This window comes from Streptomyces sp. NPDC038135, from assembly GCF_055601245.1.
In genome coordinates, this window is the sequence record NZ_JBVJXS010000012.1 from 89,068 (window position 1) to 107,757 (window position 18,690).

An 18,690-nucleotide genomic window follows, 5' to 3' on the forward strand; every position below is an offset into this window, starting at 1 on the left:
CCCCCGGCGATCACCGCATCCGACGCCATCCCTCGGTGCCGCGTCCCGGGCGGCCTCACCCGCGCAGCGCCTCGAACGCCTGACGGGCGCCGATTCCGATCGCCAGGTCGATGTCCGGCGCCTGCGCCGCCCGCCGGTCCGCCCGGGTGAGCGCGGCGACGGCCACCCGGGCACCCGAGTCGGCCTCGATCACGCCGATCTCGTGCCGCAGATGCAGGAACGTGCCCGTCTTCCCGCTCAGCCGCAGACTGTCGGCGCGCAGTTCGCTCGCCAGCCGCTGCGTGAACACCTGATGGCCCATCAGCCGCCGCAGCTCGGCCGTGGCGCTGGGGTGCGCCACCTCGTCGCGCCACACCCGCCCCAGCAGGCCGGCGAGCGCCGAGGCGGTGCCGAGGTTGGCGTGCGCGGGGTCGAGCGTCTCGATGGTGTGCCGTCCCGCCCGCTCGTCGCGGACGGCGAGTTCCAGGGCGAGGGAGAAGTCGTTGCCCGCGGCGCCGGCGGCGCACTCGTACATGTGGTTCATGCGGTGCCGTATCCGGATGCCGGCGCAGCCCCAGGCCCGCAGCCGGGCGTCGGCGTCGGCGACCGGCACCAGGTCGAACAGCGCGTCCGCGGCCGCGTTGTCACTCACCGAGAGCATGAGCAGGAGCAGGTCGCCTACGGCCACCGTGACCGGGTGGCGGAACGCCGCGATGCCGGTGGGGCCGACGCTGCCGGCGGCCGGGTCGACCGTCACCGCAAGGGCCGGGTCCAGGTCGCCGACCGCGATCAGGTCCAGCACGACCAGCGCGAACGGCACCTTCACCACGGACGCCAGGGGGAACGGCTCCTCGGTGTCGAAGCCGAGCTGCTCGCCGGAGTCGATGTCGCGGGCAAGGAACGCGCCGCGCACGCCGAGTGCCGCCCAGTCCCGGGCGATCTCCTCGGCGACGTCCAGGAGGGGGCCGTCGCCGAGGAACTGCGCCGGCCGGTGCGCCGTGTCCCCGGTCATCCGCGTGCCGCCAGCCGCGCCGGAGCGTCCGCGGCCTCCGGCCGCCCGGCGGCGCGTACGGCGGTCCCGGCGCCGGCCGCGGCGGCCAGCACCGCGGCCAGCCACTCCGGCACGGAGCCGCCCCGCTGACGCGGGGTGCCCCGCACGTCGTACCCCCGGTGCAGCGAGGTGTCGGCCAGCGGCGCCCAGTCGGCGCCGTGCCGCCGCGCGAAGGGCTCGTCGCACAGCAGCGTCGCCCGGCCGGCCAGCGTCTCGGCGAGCGCGGTGGCCGCAGGGCCGGCCGGCCGCACCAGCCGCTCGGGCAGCCCTGAGCGGGCCGCCGCGCGGACCAGCCGGTCCCACGCGTCGGGCACCTCGTCCTCCGTCAGGGTCAGGATCGGCAGGGGGTCGGTCCGCTCCCGGGTGACGGCGCGGCGGCGCGGTCGCAGATCCTCCAGGTGCACCGGGCGCCCCCGGCCCACCGCGTGCGCCGGCCGCTCCGCCCCGAGGGGCGGCGCGCCGGCCAGGCCGAGCGGCACCCGGTGGGCGGCGTGCTCGGGCGGGACGCGCAGCAGCGCGTACGCGAGCGAGCCGTCCGCCAGCCGGGCCGCCCGCTCGTGGGGCGGCAGTTCGCGCACCGCGAGCGTGAAGCCGCGGTCCGCCCCGGCGCGGATGATCCGTGCCAGGGCCGCCGGCGCCCGGTCGGCGGGCACCCCCACGGCCCGTGCCTGGGTCCGCCGGGCGGACCGGGCGACCTGTTCGAGCCGCTGGGTCCGGTCCAGGACGTCCTGCGCGTAGGGGAGCAGCAGCATGCCCAGCTCCGTCGTCGCGACCTGCCGCCGGGAGCGGTCGAACAGCAGGCCGCCGAAGTGGGCCTCCAGCGTCTTGATGCGGCGGCTGAGGAGCGGCTGGGCGATGCCGAGCCGGTCGGCCGCGCGCGAGAAGCTCGTCTCGTCCACGGTGGCGACAAACGCCTCGAGATGCGCGAGGAGATCCATCCAGCAGTCATATCAATTCGGTATGGGACCTTCAAAGTTCACTCTTGGACATGAGCGGTGTCCCGCTGTTTCGCTGTCCCGGTCGACGAAGATCCACCGAGCCGACGCCCCATCACCGACGAACTCGGGAGAACTCCGCACAATGACGAGTGCCGTTCCGACGCCGCGCCGCCGCCTGTTCAAGGCGGGCATCGCCCTCACCGCCGCCGCAGCGGTGGCCCCAGCTCTGACGTCCGCCCCCGCCTCGGCGGCCCCGAACGCCCGATCAGCACACCTCCGCGACCGGTTCGCCGAGCTGGAGCGGCGGTACGGCGCGCGGCTCGGTGTGCACGCCCGGAACGCGCGCACCGGCCGCACCGTGGGGTACCGGGCCGCGGAGCCGTTCGCGATGTGCTCGACGTTCAAGGCGTTCGCCGCCGCCGCCGTGCTGCGCGACCACGCCGACTGCGCACCGCTCGACAAGGTCGTCCACTATCCGCCGAACGACATCCTCGCCAACTCCGACCATGCGAAGGCGCGTCTGGACACGGGGATGACCGTGGACGAGCTGTGCGCCGCCGCGATCCGGTACAGCGACAACACGGCGGGGAACCTGCTGCTGCGTCAGATCGGCGGCCCGCAGGGGCTCACCCGGTTCTTCCGGTCGCTCGGGGACCGGGTGAGCCGGCTCGACCGCTGGGAGACCGACCTCAACACCGCCGTCCCCGGCGACCCGCGTGACACCACCACGCCGGAAGCCCTCGGCGGCAGCTTCCAGCGGCTGACCCTCGGGCGGGCGCTGGCCCGCGCCGACCGCGAGCGGCTCCTCACCTGGCTGAAGGGCAACACCACCAGCGGCGAGCGGTTCGGCGCCGGACTGCCGCGGGGCTGGGTCCTCGCGGACAAGACGGGCACCGGCGAGTACGCGACCGCCAACGACATCGGCGTCGCCTGGACCACCCGGGGGACGCCCCTGGTGCTCACCGTGCTGTCCACGAAGGACACCAGGGACGCGCCCGTCGACAGCGGGCTGATCCGCGAGGCGGCCGCCGTCCTGGCCGACGCCCTGGCCCCCGGCGAGTAGGGCGGCCCCTTCCGGCCCGCCGGCCGCGATTTTCCACTACCGCCAGTAACGTGATGATCTTCTCCCGGTTGTACCAGTCAGTCAGTTTGCACGTCCGGCGGACGTGCTCCGCCCGGAGAAGTCCATGTCCTCTGAAGCCTTCGAGAACGCGCGTCTCACGTACGAGCAGCACATGCGGACCTGCCGCCAGTGCCACGCGGACACCGTGCCCTGCGCGGTGTCCAAGCACCTGCTGCGGATCTGCAACAACGCCCGCAGGGAACTGCTGCGCACCCCGGACCGGCGGGCCGGCCAGGGCTGAGCCGCCGGTCCGGCCGCGATCCGTGCAGGCCCGGGGCTTTCGGCCGGCATGATCGGGGAACCCGGTCGGCTGATCCGCCCGCACGAGACGACGGAGGCCGCCGTGACGGACAAGCAGAGTCCGCAGCCCGACCCGACCACCCGGCACCCCCGGCCGGACTTCCCCTCCCAGGACCAGCCGCACCCCGGCTGGACCGGGCCGATGGATCCGCCGCCCGACCACGGTGAGGAGTCCTACCGGGGCGCCGGGCGTCTGAGCGGCCTCAAGACCGTGATCACGGGCGGTGACTCCGGAATCGGCCGGGCGGTCGCACTGGCCTACGCCCGTGAGGGCGCCGACGTGCTGTTCACCCACCTCGCCGACGAGGAGGACGACGCACGCGAGACCGCCCGGCTGGTCGAGGACGCGGGCCGCAAGGCGGTCGCCGTGCCCTGCGACATCCGGGACGAGAGCGAGTGCCGCGCGCTGATCGGGCGGGCGGTCGACGAGTTCGGGCGCATCGACGTCCTGGTGAACAACGCCGCCTACCAGATGTCCCAGCCGGACGGGATCGAGGCGATCAGCACCGAGCAGTTCGACCGGGTACTGCGCACGAACCTGTACGGCATGTTCTGGCTCACCAAGTTCGCACTGCCGCACATCCCGGCCGGGGGCAGCGTCATCAACACCACCTCCGTGCAGGCGTACAAGCCCAGCCCGCACCTGCTCGACTACGCCATGACCAAGGGCGCGATCGTCACCTTCACCCAGGGGCTGGCCCAGATGGTCGCCGAGCGCGGCATCCGGGTCAACGCGGTCGCGCCCGGCCCCGTGTGGACGCCGCTGATCCCGGCGACGCTGCCCGACACGGCCGAGTTCGGCAAGCAGAGCCCGCTCGGCCGCCCGGCCCAGCCCGCGGAACTCGCTCCGGCGTACGTCTATCTCGCCTCCGACCAGGCGAGCTTCGTCACGGCCGAGATCCTCAACGCGACCGGCGGCACCCCGCTGCCCTGACCCGGGCACGGGGCCCGGCGTCCCCGGCTAGGCCGTGTCCGCAAAGTCGCGTCTGCGTCACGACGCCCGGCACGCACTCTCGCCGCACCGGCCGAAAGCCCGAGTACACCCAGTACGAGGGCATCCGGCCGGCACTCCCCCAGCCTTCGGCCGGGGGGACCCCCAGAGCACGCACCGGACGCCGCGACGCCCGCCCTGCGGGCGAACGGCGCGACTTCGCGGACACGACCTAGGCCCTGTCGTCAAATTCCCGTCTGCCCTGCGACGCCATGCACGTACTCTCGCCGCACCGGGCCCAGACCCGGGTACATCCAGTACGAGGGCCAGGGCCCGGCACGCCGAGAGCACGCACCTGACGCCGCAGGGCCCGCCCTCCGGGCGGACGACGGGAATCTGACGACAGGACCTAGAGCGGGGGCTCCTCGGCGAGTTCCAGCAGCGAGCGGGCGCTCTGGGCCGTCAGGGGAGAGGCCTCGGCCGCGGACGGGAACAGACCGCCCCAGGCCCGGGCCCGCCCCAGGGCGCTGAGCCGCCAGGAGAGACGGACCGCGCGCCGGAGTTCCTCCGTCGTGCGGCCGTCTCCCGTCCACGGCTCCAGGTAGGCGTCGCGCAGCCGCGGCAGGACGCCGGGCCCGTACCGTTCGCAGGCCTTGCGGGCCGGGACCCGCAGGCTGCAGAACGGGTGGGAGACGGCCGAGTCGCCCCAGTCGAAGAAGGTGAACCGGCCCGGCTCCGGGTTGAACAACTGACCGTCGTGCAGGTCGACATGGTCGAGCGAGTCGGGCACCCCCAGGGCCGCAAGCTCGGCGCACCAGTCCGCCAGCCGGGGCCGCAGCTCCGCCAGCCGGGTGCGTTCGTCCGGCCGCAGCGCCGGGCTGCCGGCCAGCAACTCGTCGAAGAGGTACGGCATTTCACCGGTGCGGGCACTCGGCACGCCCAGCCGTCCGAGTTCCCCCGCGTGCGGGACCAGCGTGTGCTGCATGCTCGCGTACTGGCGCAGCAGGTCCTCCCAGGCCTCCGGCCCGACGGGCTCCCGCTCGAGCACGTCCCGGAACAGCGCGCCGCCGTCGGGCAGCAGCGACCAGCCCCGGCCGGCGTCGATCGCCAGCGGCGCCAGGACGTCACCCGGAACCCAGTGGGCGAGCGCCGCGGTGAGGGCGCCCTCGAAACCGCTGGCCGGCGGATTCGCCTTGAACCAGACCGTCTCCCGGCCCGCCACGGGGACCCGTACCAGCACGGACCACGGCCGCAGCCGTACCCGCAGACCGCCGGACATCCGCAGCCCGTGGGCGGCGAGCCCGTCCTCCAGCCAGCCGAGGGCCGCGGACCGCCAGTCCTCCTGCTCCCAGGGGGTCGGCGCGTCCGGGTACGCGCCTCGGTCCACGGTCGCTGACGCAACATCTCGCATCAGGTCATCCCAGCACGGGCGCATCGCGGCCGGCCAGCGGTTTTCCGGTTCGGCCGGCGGCGGAGAGGGCAGGATTCGAACCTGCGTGGACCCCTGGCGGGGCCCGACCTCGAGACGTGCTCTTGGTCCCCGATCAACCACTCCGGGCACCTCTCCCTGTTCCCGGCCCGGTCTCCCGCGCCGTTCACGACCACTACGTTGCCAGGCCCCGCTGACCGCGCCCTGACCCTCCGCTGACACCCGGACCGGCCCCGCGCCGCGCCGCCCGGGAATCCCGTGGCCGCCCGCCGTCCCGTTCAGCGCACCGGGAAACCGAAGGAGTAGCCCTGCTGCTTCAGCCAGGGCAGCACGGTCCGCAGGGCGGCAACCGTCTGCGAGCGGTCACCGCCGGCGTCGTGGAAGAGCAGGGTGGGGCCATTGGGCACTTCCTGCTGCACGGTGGCGACGATGGCCTCGGTGCCGGGCCGCTCGAAGTCCTTGGAGTCGACGTTCCAGCCGAGCGGCCGCATGCCGTGGGAGGCCGCGAGGTGCCGGCTGTAGGGGGTGAAGGCGCCGCCCGGGGCACGGTAGTACAGGGGGCGCACACCGCCGGACGCCTTGGTGATCTGGCGTTCGGCGGTGAGGATCTGCTCCGACTGGTAGGACTGCGGCTTCTTGTCCATGGCGGTGTCGTGCGAGACCGAGTGGTCGCACAGCCGGTGTCCGGCCGCCACCACCTGCTTGACGAGATCGGGGTGGGCCTCGGCCTGGGGGCCGACCATGCAGAAGACCGCCTTCACGCCGTTCTCCCGCAGCACCTGGAGCACCTGAGGGGTCCAGGTCGGGTCCGGGCCGTCGTCGATGGTGATGTTGACCGCGTGGTCGCCGCCGTCGGAGGCGTGGACGATGCCGGCGGACACGGCGGCCGCCTTCGCGGCGGCGGGCTTGGCCGCGGCCTGGTCGCCGCCCGCGGGACCGGCCTGCGCGGTCCACACCGAGGTCGCGGCGGCCACCGCCGTCACCCCGACCGCCGCCGCGACCACCCGGCCGTACCATCCCCGCCCGCCGTGCCGTGCCATGTCCCGCCCCGATCCTGCCGTGTTGGTGTCTCCGTGCACCTGTGAGGACGGGCGGGAACGGCCCGAGGATCCCGCTGTTACCGATCAAGGACAATCCCGCGGTGCTTCCGGGACAACGAGCGAAGTCCCGGGACGGGAACGGCCGTCCGCCGCGCACCCGGGTGATTCCGCGACCGGGTCAGTCCGTGGACGGACGGCGCGCGTCCACCTCGATCTCGATCTTCATACGGGGGTCGGCCAGACCGCACACGAGCATCGTCGCGGCCGGCCGGACCTCGCCGAAGCGGCGGCGCAGCACCGGCCAGCAGGGCTCGAAGTCGGCGCGGTCGGGCAGGAGGTAGCGCACCCGCACCACGTCGGGGAAGCCGCAGCCGGCCTCGGCCAGCGCGGCCCCGATGTTGCGCAGGCACTGCTCGGCCTGTTCCACCACGTCGTCGGAGATGGTCATCGTGGCGTAGTCGAACCCGGTCGTCCCGGACACATGCACCCGGTCGCCGTCCACCACGGCGCGGGCGTACCCGATCTGCTCCTCGAAGGCGGAACCGCCGAGGATCGCACGTCGTATCGTCATGCGCCGCACGCTAAACGGCCCGCGCCGGTCCCTCCAACACGGCCCCCGCCGCCCGGAGTCCGGTCAGCGGCCGTAGCGGCGGTCCCGGGCGGCGTACGAACGCAGCGCGCGCAGCAGGTCGATCTGGCGGAAGGCGGGCCACAGGACGTCGACGAAGTGCACTTCCGCGTAGGCGGACTGCCACAGCAGGAAGCCGGACAGCCGCTGTTCGCCCGAGGTGCGGATGATGAAGTCGGTGTCGTGCCCGGCCGGCGAGTACAGGTTGTCGCTGATGTGCTCCAGGTCGAAGTCCGCGGCCAGGTCCCGGGGATCGCCGCCGGCGCCGATGTGCTTGTCGAAGGCCGCCCTGACGGCGTCGACGATCTCCCGGCGGCCGCCGTAGCCCACGGCGACGTCGACCTTGAGCCCGCCCCGGCCGGCCGTGCCCGAGGCGGCCTCCTTCAGGACCCGGGCGGTGTTCCCGGGCAGCAGGTCCAGCGCGCCGATGATCTCGATCTCCCAGGGCTCCCCGGGGGCGCAGATGCGCTGGACGGTCTCCTCGATTATGGCGAGCAGCGGGCCGAGTTCGTCGGCGGGCCGGTGGAGGTTGTCGTCGGACAGCATCCACAGGGTGACGTGCTTGATCCCCGCGTCGGTGCACCAGCGCAGGAAGTCCGTGACCTTGGCGCCGCCGACACGGTAGCCCTCGCGCACGTCGCTGTGTCCCGCGCCGCGGGCCCAGCGCCGGTTGCCGTCCAGCATGATCGCCACGTGCCGCGGCCGGGGGAGACCCTCCAGCTTGCGGTTGAGGCGCCGTACGTAGACCGCTTCCAACGCCGCGCGCAAGGCCTTCATCGCCACACCGACATCCTTTCTCCGAAGCCGTGTTAGAGGGCGCAACGATAGTCCCACGTCCGCCGGCGGCACATGCGGAGCCCTGGAGTCCGCGTTCCGGGGGACCGCTGCGCCGGGCGTCACTCGCGATCCGTTACCGACTCGCCGTGTCGAGCGGGCGTCCGTCGGCCGGGCTCGCGCCGTCGGGCACGAATCCCGCGTTCCGGCCCCACCTCCACGGCAGGAGCTGGAGCACGCCGAACGCCACCTCGACGCCGAGGAACAGCCACAGGAGCCGCGACGCGCCATGGGCCAGTGCGTACGCCTGCCACGTCGCGAACAGCGTGCGCGCGGCGCCGTCGAACAGTCCGTGCTCCGGCAGCGTCCTGACGATGCGCAGAACGGCCCAGACGACCACCACCGAGCCCATCAGGTTGGCGAACAGGACCTGCCAGGCGTCGGGTTCGGGCAGGGCGCCGAACCCCAGCGCCCGGCTGCCCGACGACAGCGCCTCGTGTACCGGTGCGTAGGTCCACGGAGTCGCGAAGCCCGCCGTGACGACCAGGTCGTACCAGGCGCTCGCGCGTACGACGCGGAGGTAGGCGGGGTGCGCGGGGGTGCGAAGAGGGCTCACGATGAGGCTCCTACGGGGGTTTCGTGGCAGATGCCTCACGCTAAACAGTGGAGTACGCTCCAAGGTCAAGTCCGGCCTACCGCGGAGGGGCATGCGCATCGGCGAGCTTGCCGCGCGGGCAGGCATGACCAGAGACACGATCCGGTTCTACGAGAAAGTCGGTCTTGTCGCGGGCCGGCGGCTGTCCAACGGGTACCGGGACTTCCCGCCCGAGGCGGTTGTCTGGCTCCAGTACGTCCGCACCGCGCAGGCGCTCGGGTTCTCCCTGGCGGAGATCGCGCGGACCGGCGAGCGACTGCGCGAGGCGCCGGACACCGCCGCGGCGCTGTCCGCGCTCTTCGAGGAGAAGATCCGGGTCATCGACGCCCGGATGGCCGAACTGGCCGCCCTCAGGGCCGACCTGGCCACGCGCGTGGGCACCGGATGCCCCCTGCGGCCGGCCGGAGGGGCCGCCGGCGAGACGGCCGGCTGAGGCCATCGGCCCGCTCCGCGCCGGTAGCGGAACATACAAGCAGTGACTTCCGGCAGTGCTATGTAACGCGCGATGGTCCTCGTAAGGGCGATGACGGGCGTGGCAAATCAGGGCAATCTGACCTATTCCCCGGCACCCCGCATGCGTTGCAGGAATGTAATCGGCGTTACATCTACCCATGATGACGGCCTGGCTGTAGTTTCCTGCGCTGTCAGGGGGCGAGGGCAGACCTCCCCCGGCAGTACGTCCGAGAGGGACCGATCGTGATGCCACATTCCTCCCGCCGCGCCATGCTCAGTGCCGCGACCGCCGTCGCGGCCCTGATGGCGGTGAGCGCCTGCGACGACGGCTCGGACACCGGCGGGGCCGCGTCGCCCGGCGCCGCGAAGGTCGCCGGCGTGACGGTGAAGAAGGACCAGGCGCTGCACGACGCGCTGCCCGCCGGGATCAAGAAGTCCGGCACGGTCCGCGTCGCCACCGACGTCCCCTACGCGCCGTTCGAGATGTTCGTCAGTGAGGGCGGCAAGGAGCTCACCGGGCTCGACTACGACCTCGGTCAGGCCATCGGCGCGAAGCTCGGCGTGCGGTTCGCCTTCACCCCGCAGAAGTTCGACGGCATCGTGCCCGCCCTGCAGGCCGGCAAGTTCGACGCCGCGATGTCGGCGATCACGGACAACAAGGACCGCCAGAAGGTCGTCGACTTCATCGACTACTCCCAGTCCGGGTCCGGCGTCCTGGTCGCCAAGGGCAACCCGAAGAAGATAACCACCCTGACCGACCTGTGCGGGTCGCCGGTCGCCGTGCAAGCGGCCACCAACCAGCTGAAGCTGCTCACCGCGACGCAGGCCGACTGCACCGCGGCCGGCAAGCCCAAGATCGCCGTCTCGACCTACCCGAAGGACTCCGACGCGCAGCTCGCGCTCCGCTCGGGGAAGGTCGTCGCCGACGTGCTGACCAAGCCCGCCGCGGGCTGGACGGCGAAGACGGCCGACGGCGGCAAGGCCTTCGAGCTGGTGGAGGACCCCAAGGCGCCGGGCGGCTACAACGCCTCGCCCAACGGCATCGCCGTCAGCAAGAAGCTCCCCGAACTCACCGCAGCGGTGCAGAAGGCCCTCCAGGCCCTCATCGACGACGGCACCGCCACCAAGATCTTCGACAAGTACGGCGTCGCCTCGATCGCCGTCAAGGAAGCCACCCGCAACGCGGCGGTGGACTGAGAATGACCGCCACCTCCACACCCGTGAGCGCCTCACCGCACCGCGAGTCAGCCCCCGAGGACATCGACATCGTCCCGGTGCGGCACTACGGCCGCTGGGTCGCCGCCGCGGCGGCCGTGGCGGCCGTCGGCGGACTGATCGGCTCCCTGGCCAAGAACGCCAACCTGCACTGGGACGTCATCGGCCACTACCTCTTCACCGGCCTCGTCTTCGACGGCCTGGCGACGACGCTGTGGCTGACCGCCGCGGCCATGGCCCTCGGCCTGGTCCTCGGCACCCTGATCGCGGTCATGCGCCTGTCGGCCAACCCCGTCCTGTACGGGCTCTCCTCCCTGTTCGTCTGGGTCTTCCGGGGGACACCGCTGCTGGTCCAGATCATCTTCTGGGGCTATGCGGCGGCTCTGTACAAGAAGGTGCTGATCGGAATCCCGTTCACCGACGTCACCTTCGTCCAGGCCGACACCAACTCGCTGCTCACCCCCGCGGTCGCGGCTCTGCTGGCGCTCGGCCTGAACGAGGCGGCGTACGCGAGCGAGATCGTGCGCGCCGGCATCCAGTCCGTCGACCCGGGACAGACGGAGGCGGCCCACTCGCTCGGTATGCGCCCCGCCCTGACCATGCGCCGGATCGTCCTGCCCCAGGCCATGCGGGTGATCATCCCGCCGATGGGCAACGAGACCATCAACATGCTGAAGATGACGGCGCTCGTCTCCGTCATCGCCGCCCACGACCTGATGTCGAACATCCAGGACGTGTACGCGCAGAACTACCAGGTCATCCCCATGCTCGTGGTCGCCAGCATCTGGTACCTGGCCCTGGTCAGCCTGCTGAGCATCCCCCAGGCGTGGATGGAGCGGCGCTACGGCCGCGGCACCTCGGGAGGCGGCCGGGTGTCCCCCGTACAGCGCCTCTTCACGGGCGCGTTGTCGCTGGGCCGCGTGAACAAGGAGTCGGACCGATGACCACACCCATGGTCCACGCCCAGGGCGTGCGCAAACACTTCGGGAAGCTCGAGGTCCTCAAGGGCGTCGACCTGACCGTGGGCGCGGGAGAAGTGTGCTGTCTGCTGGGGCCGTCCGGCTCGGGCAAGTCCACGTTCCTGCGGTGCATCAACCATCTCGAGACGGTGGACGGCGGCAGACTGTCCGTCGACGGCCAGCTCGTGGGCTACCGCCGGCAGGGCGGCCGGCTGCACGAACTGCGTGAGCGGGAGGTCGCCTCCCGCCGCCGCGACATCGGCATGGTCTTCCAGCGCTTCAACCTGTTCCCCCATCTGACGGCGCTGGAGAACGTGACCGAGGCGCCCGTACGCGTCGCGGGCGTCAGCCGTGCCGAGGCACGGGAGGACGGTATGCGCCTGCTGGAGCGGGTCGGGCTCGCCGACCGCGCCGGGCACTACCCCGCGCAGCTCTCCGGCGGACAGCAGCAGCGGGTCGCCATCGCCCGCGCCCTGGCCATGAAACCCAAGCTGATGCTCTTCGACGAGCCGACCTCGGCACTCGACCCGGAGCTTGTCGGTGACGTCCTGGACGTCATGCGGCAGCTCGCCGCCGACGGCATGACCATGGTCGTCGTCACCCATGAGATCGGCTTCGCCCGCGAGGTGGGCGACACCGCCGTCTTCATGGACGAGGGGGTCGTCGTCGAAGCCGGACGCCCCCAGCAGGTCCTCGTCGATCCCGAGCAGGAACGCACCCGCGGATTCCTCTCGAAGGTCCTGTGAGCGCCTCGGTCCGTCAGCGTCCGCGCACCGCCGCACTGCTGACGCTCGCCCGTGCCCACCAGCCCCGGTACCTGCGGGAACTGGCAGAACTCGTCGCGATCGACTCCGGCTCCTACAGCCCCGAAGGCGTCAACCGCGTCGGCGAGATCGTCGGCGACCGGCTGCGGGCCCTGGGATTCGACACCCGCCGCGTCGGCCTGGGACCCGCAGGTTCCCGCGGCACCGGCGACCTGGTCGTGGCGCGGAAGAAAGGGGCGCTCCCCGTCGAGGAAGGCGGCCGCCGCATCCTCCTGGCCGCGCACATGGACACGGTCTTCGAGGACGGGACGGCCGCGGCGCGGCCGTTCGGCCTGGTCGGCTCGCACGCCCGCGGGCCGGGCGTGAGCGACGACAAGGGCGGCCTCGTGGCAGGTCTCACGGCGCTGCGCGTCCTCGCGGAGGCGGGCTTCCAGGACTACGCCGAGCTGGTGTTCCTCGCCGTCCCCGACGAGGAGATCGGCTCCCCGGCGAGCCGCCCCCTCACCGAGAAGGCGGCGCACGGCATGCACTACGCCCTGGCGCTGGAGTGCGCCCGCGAGAACGGCGACGTCGTGATCGCCCGCAAGGGCGTCGCCGACTTCCGGCTCACCGTCACGGGCCGCGCCGCCCACGCCGGCATCGAACCGGAACGGGGCGCGAACGCCGCGCTGGCGGCGGCCCACCTCACCGTCGCCCTCCAGGGACTCAACGGCCGCTGGGACGACGTGACGGTCAACGTCGGAATGGTGCACGCCGGCACGCGCATCAACATCGTCTGCCCCGAGGCGGAACTCCACGTCGAGGTCCGCTCGGCGACGACGCGGGGCATCCGGCGGGCCCGGCAGGCGATCGAGGAACTCGCCGCGCGCCCCACCGTCCCCGGGACCACGGCGACGGTGGAGCAACTCGACCTCTGCCCGCCGATGGAGGACACCGACGCCTCACGGCGGATCCTGCACGCCGCCCAGTCCATCGGCGCGGAGATCGGACTGTCCATCGGGGCGGCCGCGACCGGGGGAGTGGGCGACGCGAACCTGATCGCCGGCGTCGGCGTACCCGTGCTCGACGGTCTCGGGCCGGTGGGCGGCGGCGACCACAGCCCGCAGGAGTGGCTGGACACCACCACCGTCGCCCCCCGCGTCGCCCTGCTCGCCTCGCTCATCGCCGAACTCGGCCGCGAGCACCTCCCCGCCGCCTGATCGCACAACTCCCCGACAGCACATCCCCCACGTCCGCACACACCCGGAGGCACCTCATGCGCATCCCGTACGGAACCGGTCGCACCGTCCTCGCCGCGAGCACCACTCTCCTGCTGGCTCTGGCAACGGCTCCGGCCGCCACCGCGCACCAGGCCGCCGGACACCGCTCCGCCGGCTCGCTCGTCCTGGTCGGCGGCGGGCTGAAGGACGACAACGACCAGGTGTACGGCGAGATCATCGACCGGGCCGGTGGCGCGGGGCGCGCACGGATCGGCGTGCTGACCGCCGCCTCCGTGCCGGAGAGCCAGGACCCGAACGCCGGTGACCCGGCCACGTGCTCCAACTCCGCCTGCAACGGCGCCTACTACGCCGGCCTGTTCACGCGCCACGGCGCCGCCGACGCCGAATGGATCCCAATCGACATCGACCATGTCGCCGAAGCCGACTCCGACCGTGTCGTCGCACAGGTCAACAGCATGACCGGCTTCTTCTTCGGCGGCGGCGACCAGTACCGCTACGTGACCAGCCTGCTGCACGGCTCCGGCCACACCGACTCCAAGGTGCTGGCCGCCATCCGCGCCAAGCTCGCCCAGGGCGCCGTGGTGGCCGGGTCGAGCGCCGGTGCCCAGATCGCGGCCGGAGCCGACATGGTCACCGGCGGTGACTCCTACGAGGCCCTGCGGGACGGCAGCGCTCCCGGCTACTTCGACGACGCGTCGAAGCTCGGCTACCTGCCCGAGGGCGGCTTCGGCTTCCTGCGCTCGGGACTGCTGGACACCCACACCGGCACCTCGGGACGTGAGGGCCGCTCGCTGCGCCTGGCCGCCGACACGGGCCACCGGCGGGTCTACGCGCTGGAGGAGAACACCGCACTCGTCGTCGAGCACCCGGGCTCGGCCGACGAGAGCATGCGCGTCGTCGGCCCGCAGGGCCTGGCGGTGTTCGACCTGCGGCACGCGCACGTGACCGGGCGCGACGGAGGCTGGTCGCTCAGCGGGGCGACCTACGACTACCTCACCGACGGCGACCGCTACGAGCCGAGCCGCTGGCGGGTGCGGCCGGCATCCGGCAAGACGCGGCTCCACCCGCAGGACCGCACTCCGGTGCCCGCGAACAACGACGTCTTCTACTCCCTCGCCAATGACGACGGCGTCCCCTACAGCTTCCTGCGGACCGCGCGCGCCCTCGCGCGGTCCGCGGGGCAGCGCGAGGCGACCGCCACCACGTTCGAGTCCGGTCCGCGCTTCACCGTCACCTTCCGGAAGGACCGCCACTTCACCCCCCTGACGGAGGACGGCACGACGGCGGACACCCTCATCGGGATGAGCGTGTCCATCACCCCCAGCTGAGACTCCCCGCACAGGCCGCGCAGGGCCTCGATCCTCCAGCGGGCGCCATCGGCGCCGTACCCGCCGCTTAAGCTCCACGGACAAGGCCCTCCCGGCACGGAAAAGGAACACACCGATGGCTTCTGGCACGCTCGCCGACAGGATCCGGCTCAAGCTGGGTGAACTCAGCCCCGCCGAACGCAAGGTCGGCCGGGTCATGTTGGCGGGCTACCCGGCGCCCGGATTCGAGACCATCGCCACCATCGCCGAGCGTGCCGCGGTCAGTGCGCCGACCGTCCTCAGGTTCGTCGGACGCCTCGGCTTCCGCGGCTACCCCGACTTCCAGGCGGCCCTGCGCGAGGAACTCGAGGAACGAAGCGCCTCACCCCTGGCGCTGTACGAGTCGGCCCCCCTGACCCGGGCCGACGACGCCGACCACGCGGACGCCAGGGAACCGCTGCTGACGACCGGCAGCAGGCTGTTCGCGGCCGCGCTCACCCAGTCCCTGGCCGAACTCCCGCCGCACGACCTGGACCGGGCCACCCAGCTCCTCGCCGACCCCAAGCGACGGATCGTCCTCGCCGGCGGCCGGTTCACCCACCTGCTGGCGCAGTACCTCGGTCTCCACCTCATGCAACTGCGCGACGACGTGTCCTTCCTGCCCGATCGCGACGTCGAGCGCACCGCCGTCCTGGCCGCGCTGACACGCCGCGACGTACTCGTCGTGTTCGACTACCGGCGCTACGAGGACGACAAGGTCGGCATGGCTCAGCTGCTGCGGGAACGCGGCGGCAAGGTGGTGCTCTTCACCGACACGTGGCTCTCGCCGGTGACCGCGCACGCGGAGGTCGTCCTGCCCAGCCAGGTCACGTCGCCCTCGCCGTACGACAGCCTGGTCCCGACGATGGCCGTGATCGAAACCGTCGTCGCGTCGGTCATCGTGTCGCTGGGCGAGGCCGCGCACCGACACCTGAGGCACGGGGAGGACGTCGCCCAGCAGATCGGCCTGGTCTGACCGCCGGCCGGCCGGGTGAGACCTCGCCTCTCCGGGAGAAGTGGCGGGGCCGGGTGTGGGTGGCTGTCACTCACTTTCGGGTGTCGGCCGGACGGCGGAGCGGGACCGCGCAGCGGCGTTCGCGGCGGTGGTACGGCTTGACGGGGCGTCAAAAGCCGCATTCCGCAAGTGGATGGTGCATGAAGGTAAGAGTCACGGAATTGTGGGTGATGTGTAACACCGCTCGTGTACCGCTCGTACGTGGCGTGTCGGTGGGGAGGGTGGGGTGTGCGGCCACCCGGGCGAACCGAGCGCACAGCGCACTCGGCCCCACGGGCGAGACGTGCCAACGAAGCGTAGGCAGAACGGAGCGAGATCATGCAGACCATCACCGCATCGACCGATCGAGCACTGGACGACGCCCCGGCGGAGGACTTCCTGCTGGCGCCGCCCAGGTCCGCGGACCGCATCACCTGCCGCGTCGACCCCCGCGATCTGCGGCGCCTGAACCTGTACGCGGTGCTGACCGCCGCCGGGATCGCTCCCTGGCCAGGAGACCGGGAAGCGATCGAGGAGCTCAGCGCACTGCCCGACAGCGTGCACGAGGCACTGCACCACTGGCTCAACTCCGGCAGGTGACGCGCTGAACGGCGCCATCGGCGCCCAGGAGCGAAGGCTCGCCGCCGAGGAGCCGTCCTCACCACGGCCGCGGCAACGGGATACCCGGCGGCGAGCGGATCCACCGGGCGTCCGAGGGTGACGCCGAACGCGCCGGAGCAGGTGACCGATACAACGGTTCGATCTCTGTCCGCTCCAGGGCTGACACCGGGGTCCTGGTCTGCGATAACGTGCGCGCTCGGCCCGATCATCGTACTGTCCGGGGACTGTTATGCCTGATCCTTCCATACCGCCGGACGACCGGCCGGCGTCGCCCATGACGCCCCGTCCGACGGCCGAGTCGCCCGCCGGCTCCTTGAAACGGCGTCTGGTGCTGTCCTCCGTGCTGCCGTCGGGGGTGGTCGCCGTGACCGGCGCGGTGGCCACCGGGCTGGTCCTCGACGGCCACCTGGACCAGGCGTACCAGGGCGCGGTGTTCGGCGGCGTGGCGCTCGTCGGCGCCCTGGCGGCCGCGATCGCGGGCACACGGGCTTCGGCGGAGGCGCGGGCGGTCACCGAGCACTGGGCGGAGCTGTCCCGCGCGGCCGACCGCAACCGGGCCGAGCTGGCCGAGCTGACCCGGGCCACCGCCGAGGGCAGGGCCGAACTGGAGTCGCTGTGCCGTCGGTTGCGGGCCGGAGAGCGGCCTGTGCGGCAGCGGCGGCCGGAACTCCCGCCGCAGACCGGCCCGGACGCACTCTCCCGCCTCGGGTTCGAGATCACCGTGGCCCGGCACGAGGCGGAGACGGCCCTGCTGGAGACCGCCGCCTCCGCGATCGGTGCGGAACACCACTCCCGGCTGGAGCAGTTCGAGGTCTTCGCCAACCTGGCGCGCCGTCTTGAGTCCCTGGTGCACCGCGAGATCGGCCTGCTGGACGACCTGGAGAACGAGGTCGAGGACCCCGACCTGCTCAAGGGGCTGTTCCGGGTGGACCACCTGTCCACCCGGATCCGCCGCTACGCCGAGAACCTGGCCGTGCTCGGCGGCGCGAACACCCACCGCCAATGGACCCGCCCCGTCGGCCTGACCGACGTGCTGCGTTCCGCCGTCGCCGAGATCGACCAGTACGCCCGCGTCAAGCTGGTCCCGCCCGTCGAGGGGTCGGTCAGCGGCCACGCCGTGGTCGACGTCGTCCATCTGCTGGCCGAACTGCTGGAGAACGCGACGGTCTTCTCACCGCCCCAGACCACCGTGCACGTGCGGGTGGAGCCCGTCGCCGCGGGCGTGGCGATCGAGGTCGAGGACCGGGGCCTGGGCATGTCCCCGGCCGAGCGCGGCCGGATGAACACCGTCCTGAGCGCACCCGACAAGGTCGCGCTCGGCGAACTGCTGCAGGACGGCCGCATCGGCCTGTACGTGGTCTCCGTCCTCGCGCAGCGGCACGACATCGCCGTGCGGTTGCAGAGCAACGTCTACGGCGGCACCCAGGCCGTCATGGTGCTGCCCCAGGCACTGCTCGGCCCGCAGCCCGCGGCTCCCGCGCCGGCCCCGCACACCGCCCCCGCGCTCGACGCCGAGCCGCACGACCTGGGGGAGCCCGAGACGGTCGGCCCCCGGGCGACCGACACGGCCGGCGTCGCGAATCCGGGCGTGTCCGGTCCCGGACCCGAGCCCGCCCCGGCCCTCGCGGACGGCGACGACGACCGCCCGCGGCTGCCGCAACGCCGCCGTCAGGACCACGCCGCCGAAGTGCCGCAGCCGGCCCGTGACGCCGTGGCCGCCGAGGACACCGCACACGACCCCGGCCTGATGGCCGCGTTCCAGACCGGACTGCGCAGGGCCGAGGAAGCCGAGACGCCCTGACGGCGCGGGCCGCCCCCGAAGGCCCGGCCTCCGCGCAGCACAACGTTCCTTCCGTCGAAGAGGAGTACACGATCGTGGCGAGCGAAGACCTTTCCTGGCTGTTGACGGGTCTGGTGAACCGGGTGCCGCACACCCGAAGCGCGTTGTTGCTGTCTTCGGACGGGCTGGTGAAGGCAGCGGAGGGCCTCGACACGGACGCCGCGGACCAGTTGGCCGCGCTGGCCAGTGGGCTGTACTCGCTGGCGCGCAGCGCGGGCCGGCACTTCGACGACGGCGGTGACGTGCGACAGATCGTGACGGAGCTGAGCAGCTCGCTGCTGTTCGTCTCGTCCGCCGGGCACGGCGCGGTGCTGGCGGTGCTGGCCGGACGCGATGCGGACGCGGCGGTACTGGGCTACGAGATGGGGATGATGGTGAAAAGTGTCCGTCCGCACCTGGCCACACCGCCCCGGCGCCCGGTGGCGTGACC

At 72.5% G+C, this 18,690-nt stretch carries 20 protein-coding genes and 1 pseudogene; 13 read left to right on the forward strand and 8 right to left on the reverse strand.

What is annotated here, in order from left to right; translation table 11 throughout:
* Positions 1-55: 55 nt before the first annotated feature.
* Together ACZ7JA_RS30995 and ACZ7JA_RS31000 are read right to left on the reverse strand one after the other, a co-directional pair.
* Positions 56-991 (reverse strand): serine hydrolase, encoded by a 936-nt coding sequence (locus tag ACZ7JA_RS30995; protein ID WP_470811660.1) that lies wholly within the window; start codon positions 989-991, stop codon positions 56-58.
* Complete coding sequence (locus ACZ7JA_RS31000) at positions 988-1,968, reverse strand: LysR family transcriptional regulator (protein WP_404028918.1); 981 nt, start codon at positions 1,966-1,968, stop codon at positions 988-990. Before ACZ7JA_RS31000 ends, ACZ7JA_RS30995 begins: the two co-directional genes overlap by 4 nt.
* 142 nt (positions 1,969-2,110) lie before the next feature.
* Here ACZ7JA_RS31000 and bla point away from each other — a divergent pair, with 142 nt between their 5' ends.
* The 3 genes from bla (at position 2,111) to ACZ7JA_RS31015 (ending at position 4,325) form a co-directional block, all read left to right on the forward strand.
* Positions 2,111-3,031 (forward strand): class A beta-lactamase, encoded by a 921-nt coding sequence (gene bla, locus ACZ7JA_RS31005; protein ID WP_470811663.1) that lies wholly within the window; start codon positions 2,111-2,113, stop codon positions 3,029-3,031.
* Positions 3,032-3,155: 124 nt separating this feature from the next.
* Positions 3,156-3,332, forward strand: coding sequence for a hypothetical protein (locus tag ACZ7JA_RS31010; RefSeq protein WP_470811665.1), 177 nt, complete (start codon positions 3,156-3,158; stop codon positions 3,330-3,332).
* Between the two features lie 102 nt (positions 3,333-3,434).
* Positions 3,435-4,325, forward strand: a complete 891-nt coding sequence (locus ACZ7JA_RS31015; RefSeq protein ID WP_351666305.1) for an SDR family oxidoreductase — start codon at positions 3,435-3,437, stop codon at positions 4,323-4,325.
* Positions 4,326-4,731: 406 nt separating this feature from the next.
* On the opposite strand, the gene ACZ7JA_RS31020 is transcribed toward ACZ7JA_RS31015, so the two are convergent.
* The 6 genes and pseudogenes from ACZ7JA_RS31020 to ACZ7JA_RS31045 all read right to left on the reverse strand — a co-directional run bounded on the left by ACZ7JA_RS31020 (position 4,732) and on the right by ACZ7JA_RS31045 (position 8,812).
* Complete coding sequence (locus ACZ7JA_RS31020) at positions 4,732-5,733, reverse strand: phosphotransferase (RefSeq protein WP_470811667.1); 1,002 nt, start codon at positions 5,731-5,733, stop codon at positions 4,732-4,734.
* Positions 5,734-5,793: 60 nt separating this feature from the next.
* A pseudogene (locus tag ACZ7JA_RS31025) lies at positions 5,794-5,889 on the reverse strand.
* Between the two features lie 140 nt (positions 5,890-6,029).
* On the reverse strand, positions 6,030-6,791 hold the full coding sequence (locus ACZ7JA_RS31030; protein ID WP_389298102.1) for a polysaccharide deacetylase family protein: 762 nt from the start codon (positions 6,789-6,791) through the stop codon (positions 6,030-6,032).
* 178 nt (positions 6,792-6,969) lie between these two features.
* A complete protein-coding gene (locus ACZ7JA_RS31035) occupies positions 6,970-7,362 on the reverse strand; it encodes a RidA family protein (RefSeq protein ID WP_389298104.1) in 393 nt (130 codons plus the stop codon).
* Between the two features lie 63 nt (positions 7,363-7,425).
* Positions 7,426-8,196, reverse strand: coding sequence for an isoprenyl transferase (locus ACZ7JA_RS31040; RefSeq protein WP_351666495.1), 771 nt, complete (start codon positions 8,194-8,196; stop codon positions 7,426-7,428).
* A gap of 133 nt (positions 8,197-8,329) precedes the next feature.
* Positions 8,330-8,812 (reverse strand): hypothetical protein, encoded by a 483-nt coding sequence (locus ACZ7JA_RS31045; RefSeq protein ID WP_470811876.1) that lies wholly within the window; start codon positions 8,810-8,812, stop codon positions 8,330-8,332.
* An 88-nt stretch (positions 8,813-8,900) separates the two neighbouring features.
* On the opposite strand from ACZ7JA_RS31045, the gene ACZ7JA_RS31050 reads away from it, so the two are divergent.
* From ACZ7JA_RS31050 to ACZ7JA_RS31095, 10 genes are all read left to right on the forward strand, one after another.
* Entirely contained in the window at positions 8,901-9,281 is a 381-nt protein-coding gene (locus tag ACZ7JA_RS31050) for a MerR family transcriptional regulator (RefSeq protein WP_470811670.1), read from the forward strand.
* Positions 9,282-9,547: 266 nt separating this feature from the next.
* The gene (locus ACZ7JA_RS31055) at positions 9,548-10,498 is read left to right on the forward strand and encodes an ABC transporter substrate-binding protein (protein ID WP_351666315.1); all 951 of its coding nucleotides are present in this window, start codon (positions 9,548-9,550) and stop codon (positions 10,496-10,498) included.
* Between the two features lie 2 nt (positions 10,499-10,500).
* Positions 10,501-11,460 carry an amino acid ABC transporter permease gene (locus tag ACZ7JA_RS31060; RefSeq protein ID WP_351666317.1) on the forward strand — a complete coding sequence of 320 codons (960 nt, stop codon included), beginning with the start codon at positions 10,501-10,503 and terminating at the stop codon, positions 11,458-11,460.
* Positions 11,461-11,468: 8 nt separating this feature from the next.
* On the forward strand, positions 11,469-12,221 hold the full coding sequence (locus tag ACZ7JA_RS31065) for an amino acid ABC transporter ATP-binding protein (RefSeq protein ID WP_351666499.1): 753 nt from the start codon (positions 11,469-11,471) through the stop codon (positions 12,219-12,221).
* Positions 12,218-13,438, forward strand: coding sequence for a M20 family metallopeptidase (locus tag ACZ7JA_RS31070; RefSeq protein WP_470811673.1), 1,221 nt, complete (start codon positions 12,218-12,220; stop codon positions 13,436-13,438). Before ACZ7JA_RS31065 ends, ACZ7JA_RS31070 begins: the two co-directional genes overlap by 4 nt.
* Positions 13,439-13,494: 56 nt before the next feature.
* On the forward strand, positions 13,495-14,787 hold the full coding sequence (locus tag ACZ7JA_RS31075; RefSeq protein ID WP_470811675.1) for a cyanophycinase: 1,293 nt from the start codon (positions 13,495-13,497) through the stop codon (positions 14,785-14,787).
* A gap of 115 nt (positions 14,788-14,902) precedes the next feature.
* Positions 14,903-15,781 (forward strand): MurR/RpiR family transcriptional regulator, encoded by an 879-nt coding sequence (locus ACZ7JA_RS31080; protein WP_470811677.1) that lies wholly within the window; start codon positions 14,903-14,905, stop codon positions 15,779-15,781.
* Positions 15,782-16,138: 357 nt separating this feature from the next.
* Positions 16,139-16,399, forward strand: a complete 261-nt coding sequence (locus tag ACZ7JA_RS31085) for a hypothetical protein (RefSeq protein WP_351666324.1) — start codon at positions 16,139-16,141, stop codon at positions 16,397-16,399.
* A gap of 295 nt (positions 16,400-16,694) precedes the next feature.
* Positions 16,695-18,221 carry a sensor histidine kinase gene (locus ACZ7JA_RS31090; protein WP_470811679.1) on the forward strand — a complete coding sequence of 509 codons (1,527 nt, stop codon included), beginning with the start codon at positions 16,695-16,697 and terminating at the stop codon, positions 18,219-18,221.
* Positions 18,222-18,295: 74 nt separating this feature from the next.
* Positions 18,296-18,688 (forward strand): roadblock/LC7 domain-containing protein, encoded by a 393-nt coding sequence (locus ACZ7JA_RS31095; protein ID WP_351666328.1) that lies wholly within the window; start codon positions 18,296-18,298, stop codon positions 18,686-18,688.
* Positions 18,689-18,690: the final 2 nt, after the last annotated feature.

Bases quoted from the DNA above. Each gene is read 5' to 3' on its own strand.
- bla (WP_470811663.1), top strand. From the start codon at position 2,111: ATGACGAGTGCCGTTCCGACGCCGCGCCGCCGCCTGTTCAAGGCGGGC.
- ACZ7JA_RS31080 (WP_470811677.1), top strand. From the start codon at position 14,903: ATGGCTTCTGGCACGCTCGCCGACAGGATCCGGCTCAAGCTGGGTGAA.
- ACZ7JA_RS31000 (WP_404028918.1), bottom strand. From the start codon at position 1,968: ATGGATCTCCTCGCGCATCTCGAGGCGTTTGTCGCCACCGTGGACGAG.
- ACZ7JA_RS31035 (WP_389298104.1), bottom strand. From the start codon at position 7,362: ATGACGATACGACGTGCGATCCTCGGCGGTTCCGCCTTCGAGGAGCAG.
- ACZ7JA_RS30995 (WP_470811660.1), bottom strand. From the start codon at position 991: ATGACCGGGGACACGGCGCACCGGCCGGCGCAGTTCCTCGGCGACGGC.
- ACZ7JA_RS31085 (WP_351666324.1), top strand. From the start codon at position 16,139: ATGCAGACCATCACCGCATCGACCGATCGAGCACTGGACGACGCCCCG.
- ACZ7JA_RS31030 (WP_389298102.1), bottom strand. From the start codon at position 6,791: ATGGCACGGCACGGCGGGCGGGGATGGTACGGCCGGGTGGTCGCGGCG.
- ACZ7JA_RS31090 (WP_470811679.1), top strand. From the start codon at position 16,695: ATGACGCCCCGTCCGACGGCCGAGTCGCCCGCCGGCTCCTTGAAACGG.
- ACZ7JA_RS31055 (WP_351666315.1), top strand. From the start codon at position 9,548: ATGCCACATTCCTCCCGCCGCGCCATGCTCAGTGCCGCGACCGCCGTC.
- ACZ7JA_RS31050 (WP_470811670.1), top strand. From the start codon at position 8,901: ATGCGCATCGGCGAGCTTGCCGCGCGGGCAGGCATGACCAGAGACACG.
- ACZ7JA_RS31010 (WP_470811665.1), top strand. From the start codon at position 3,156: ATGTCCTCTGAAGCCTTCGAGAACGCGCGTCTCACGTACGAGCAGCAC.
- ACZ7JA_RS31075 (WP_470811675.1), top strand. From the start codon at position 13,495: ATGCGCATCCCGTACGGAACCGGTCGCACCGTCCTCGCCGCGAGCACC.
- ACZ7JA_RS31065 (WP_351666499.1), top strand. From the start codon at position 11,469: ATGGTCCACGCCCAGGGCGTGCGCAAACACTTCGGGAAGCTCGAGGTC.
- ACZ7JA_RS31060 (WP_351666317.1), top strand. From the start codon at position 10,501: ATGACCGCCACCTCCACACCCGTGAGCGCCTCACCGCACCGCGAGTCA.
- ACZ7JA_RS31040 (WP_351666495.1), bottom strand. From the start codon at position 8,196: ATGAAGGCCTTGCGCGCGGCGTTGGAAGCGGTCTACGTACGGCGCCTC.
- ACZ7JA_RS31020 (WP_470811667.1), bottom strand. From the start codon at position 5,733: ATGCGAGATGTTGCGTCAGCGACCGTGGACCGAGGCGCGTACCCGGAC.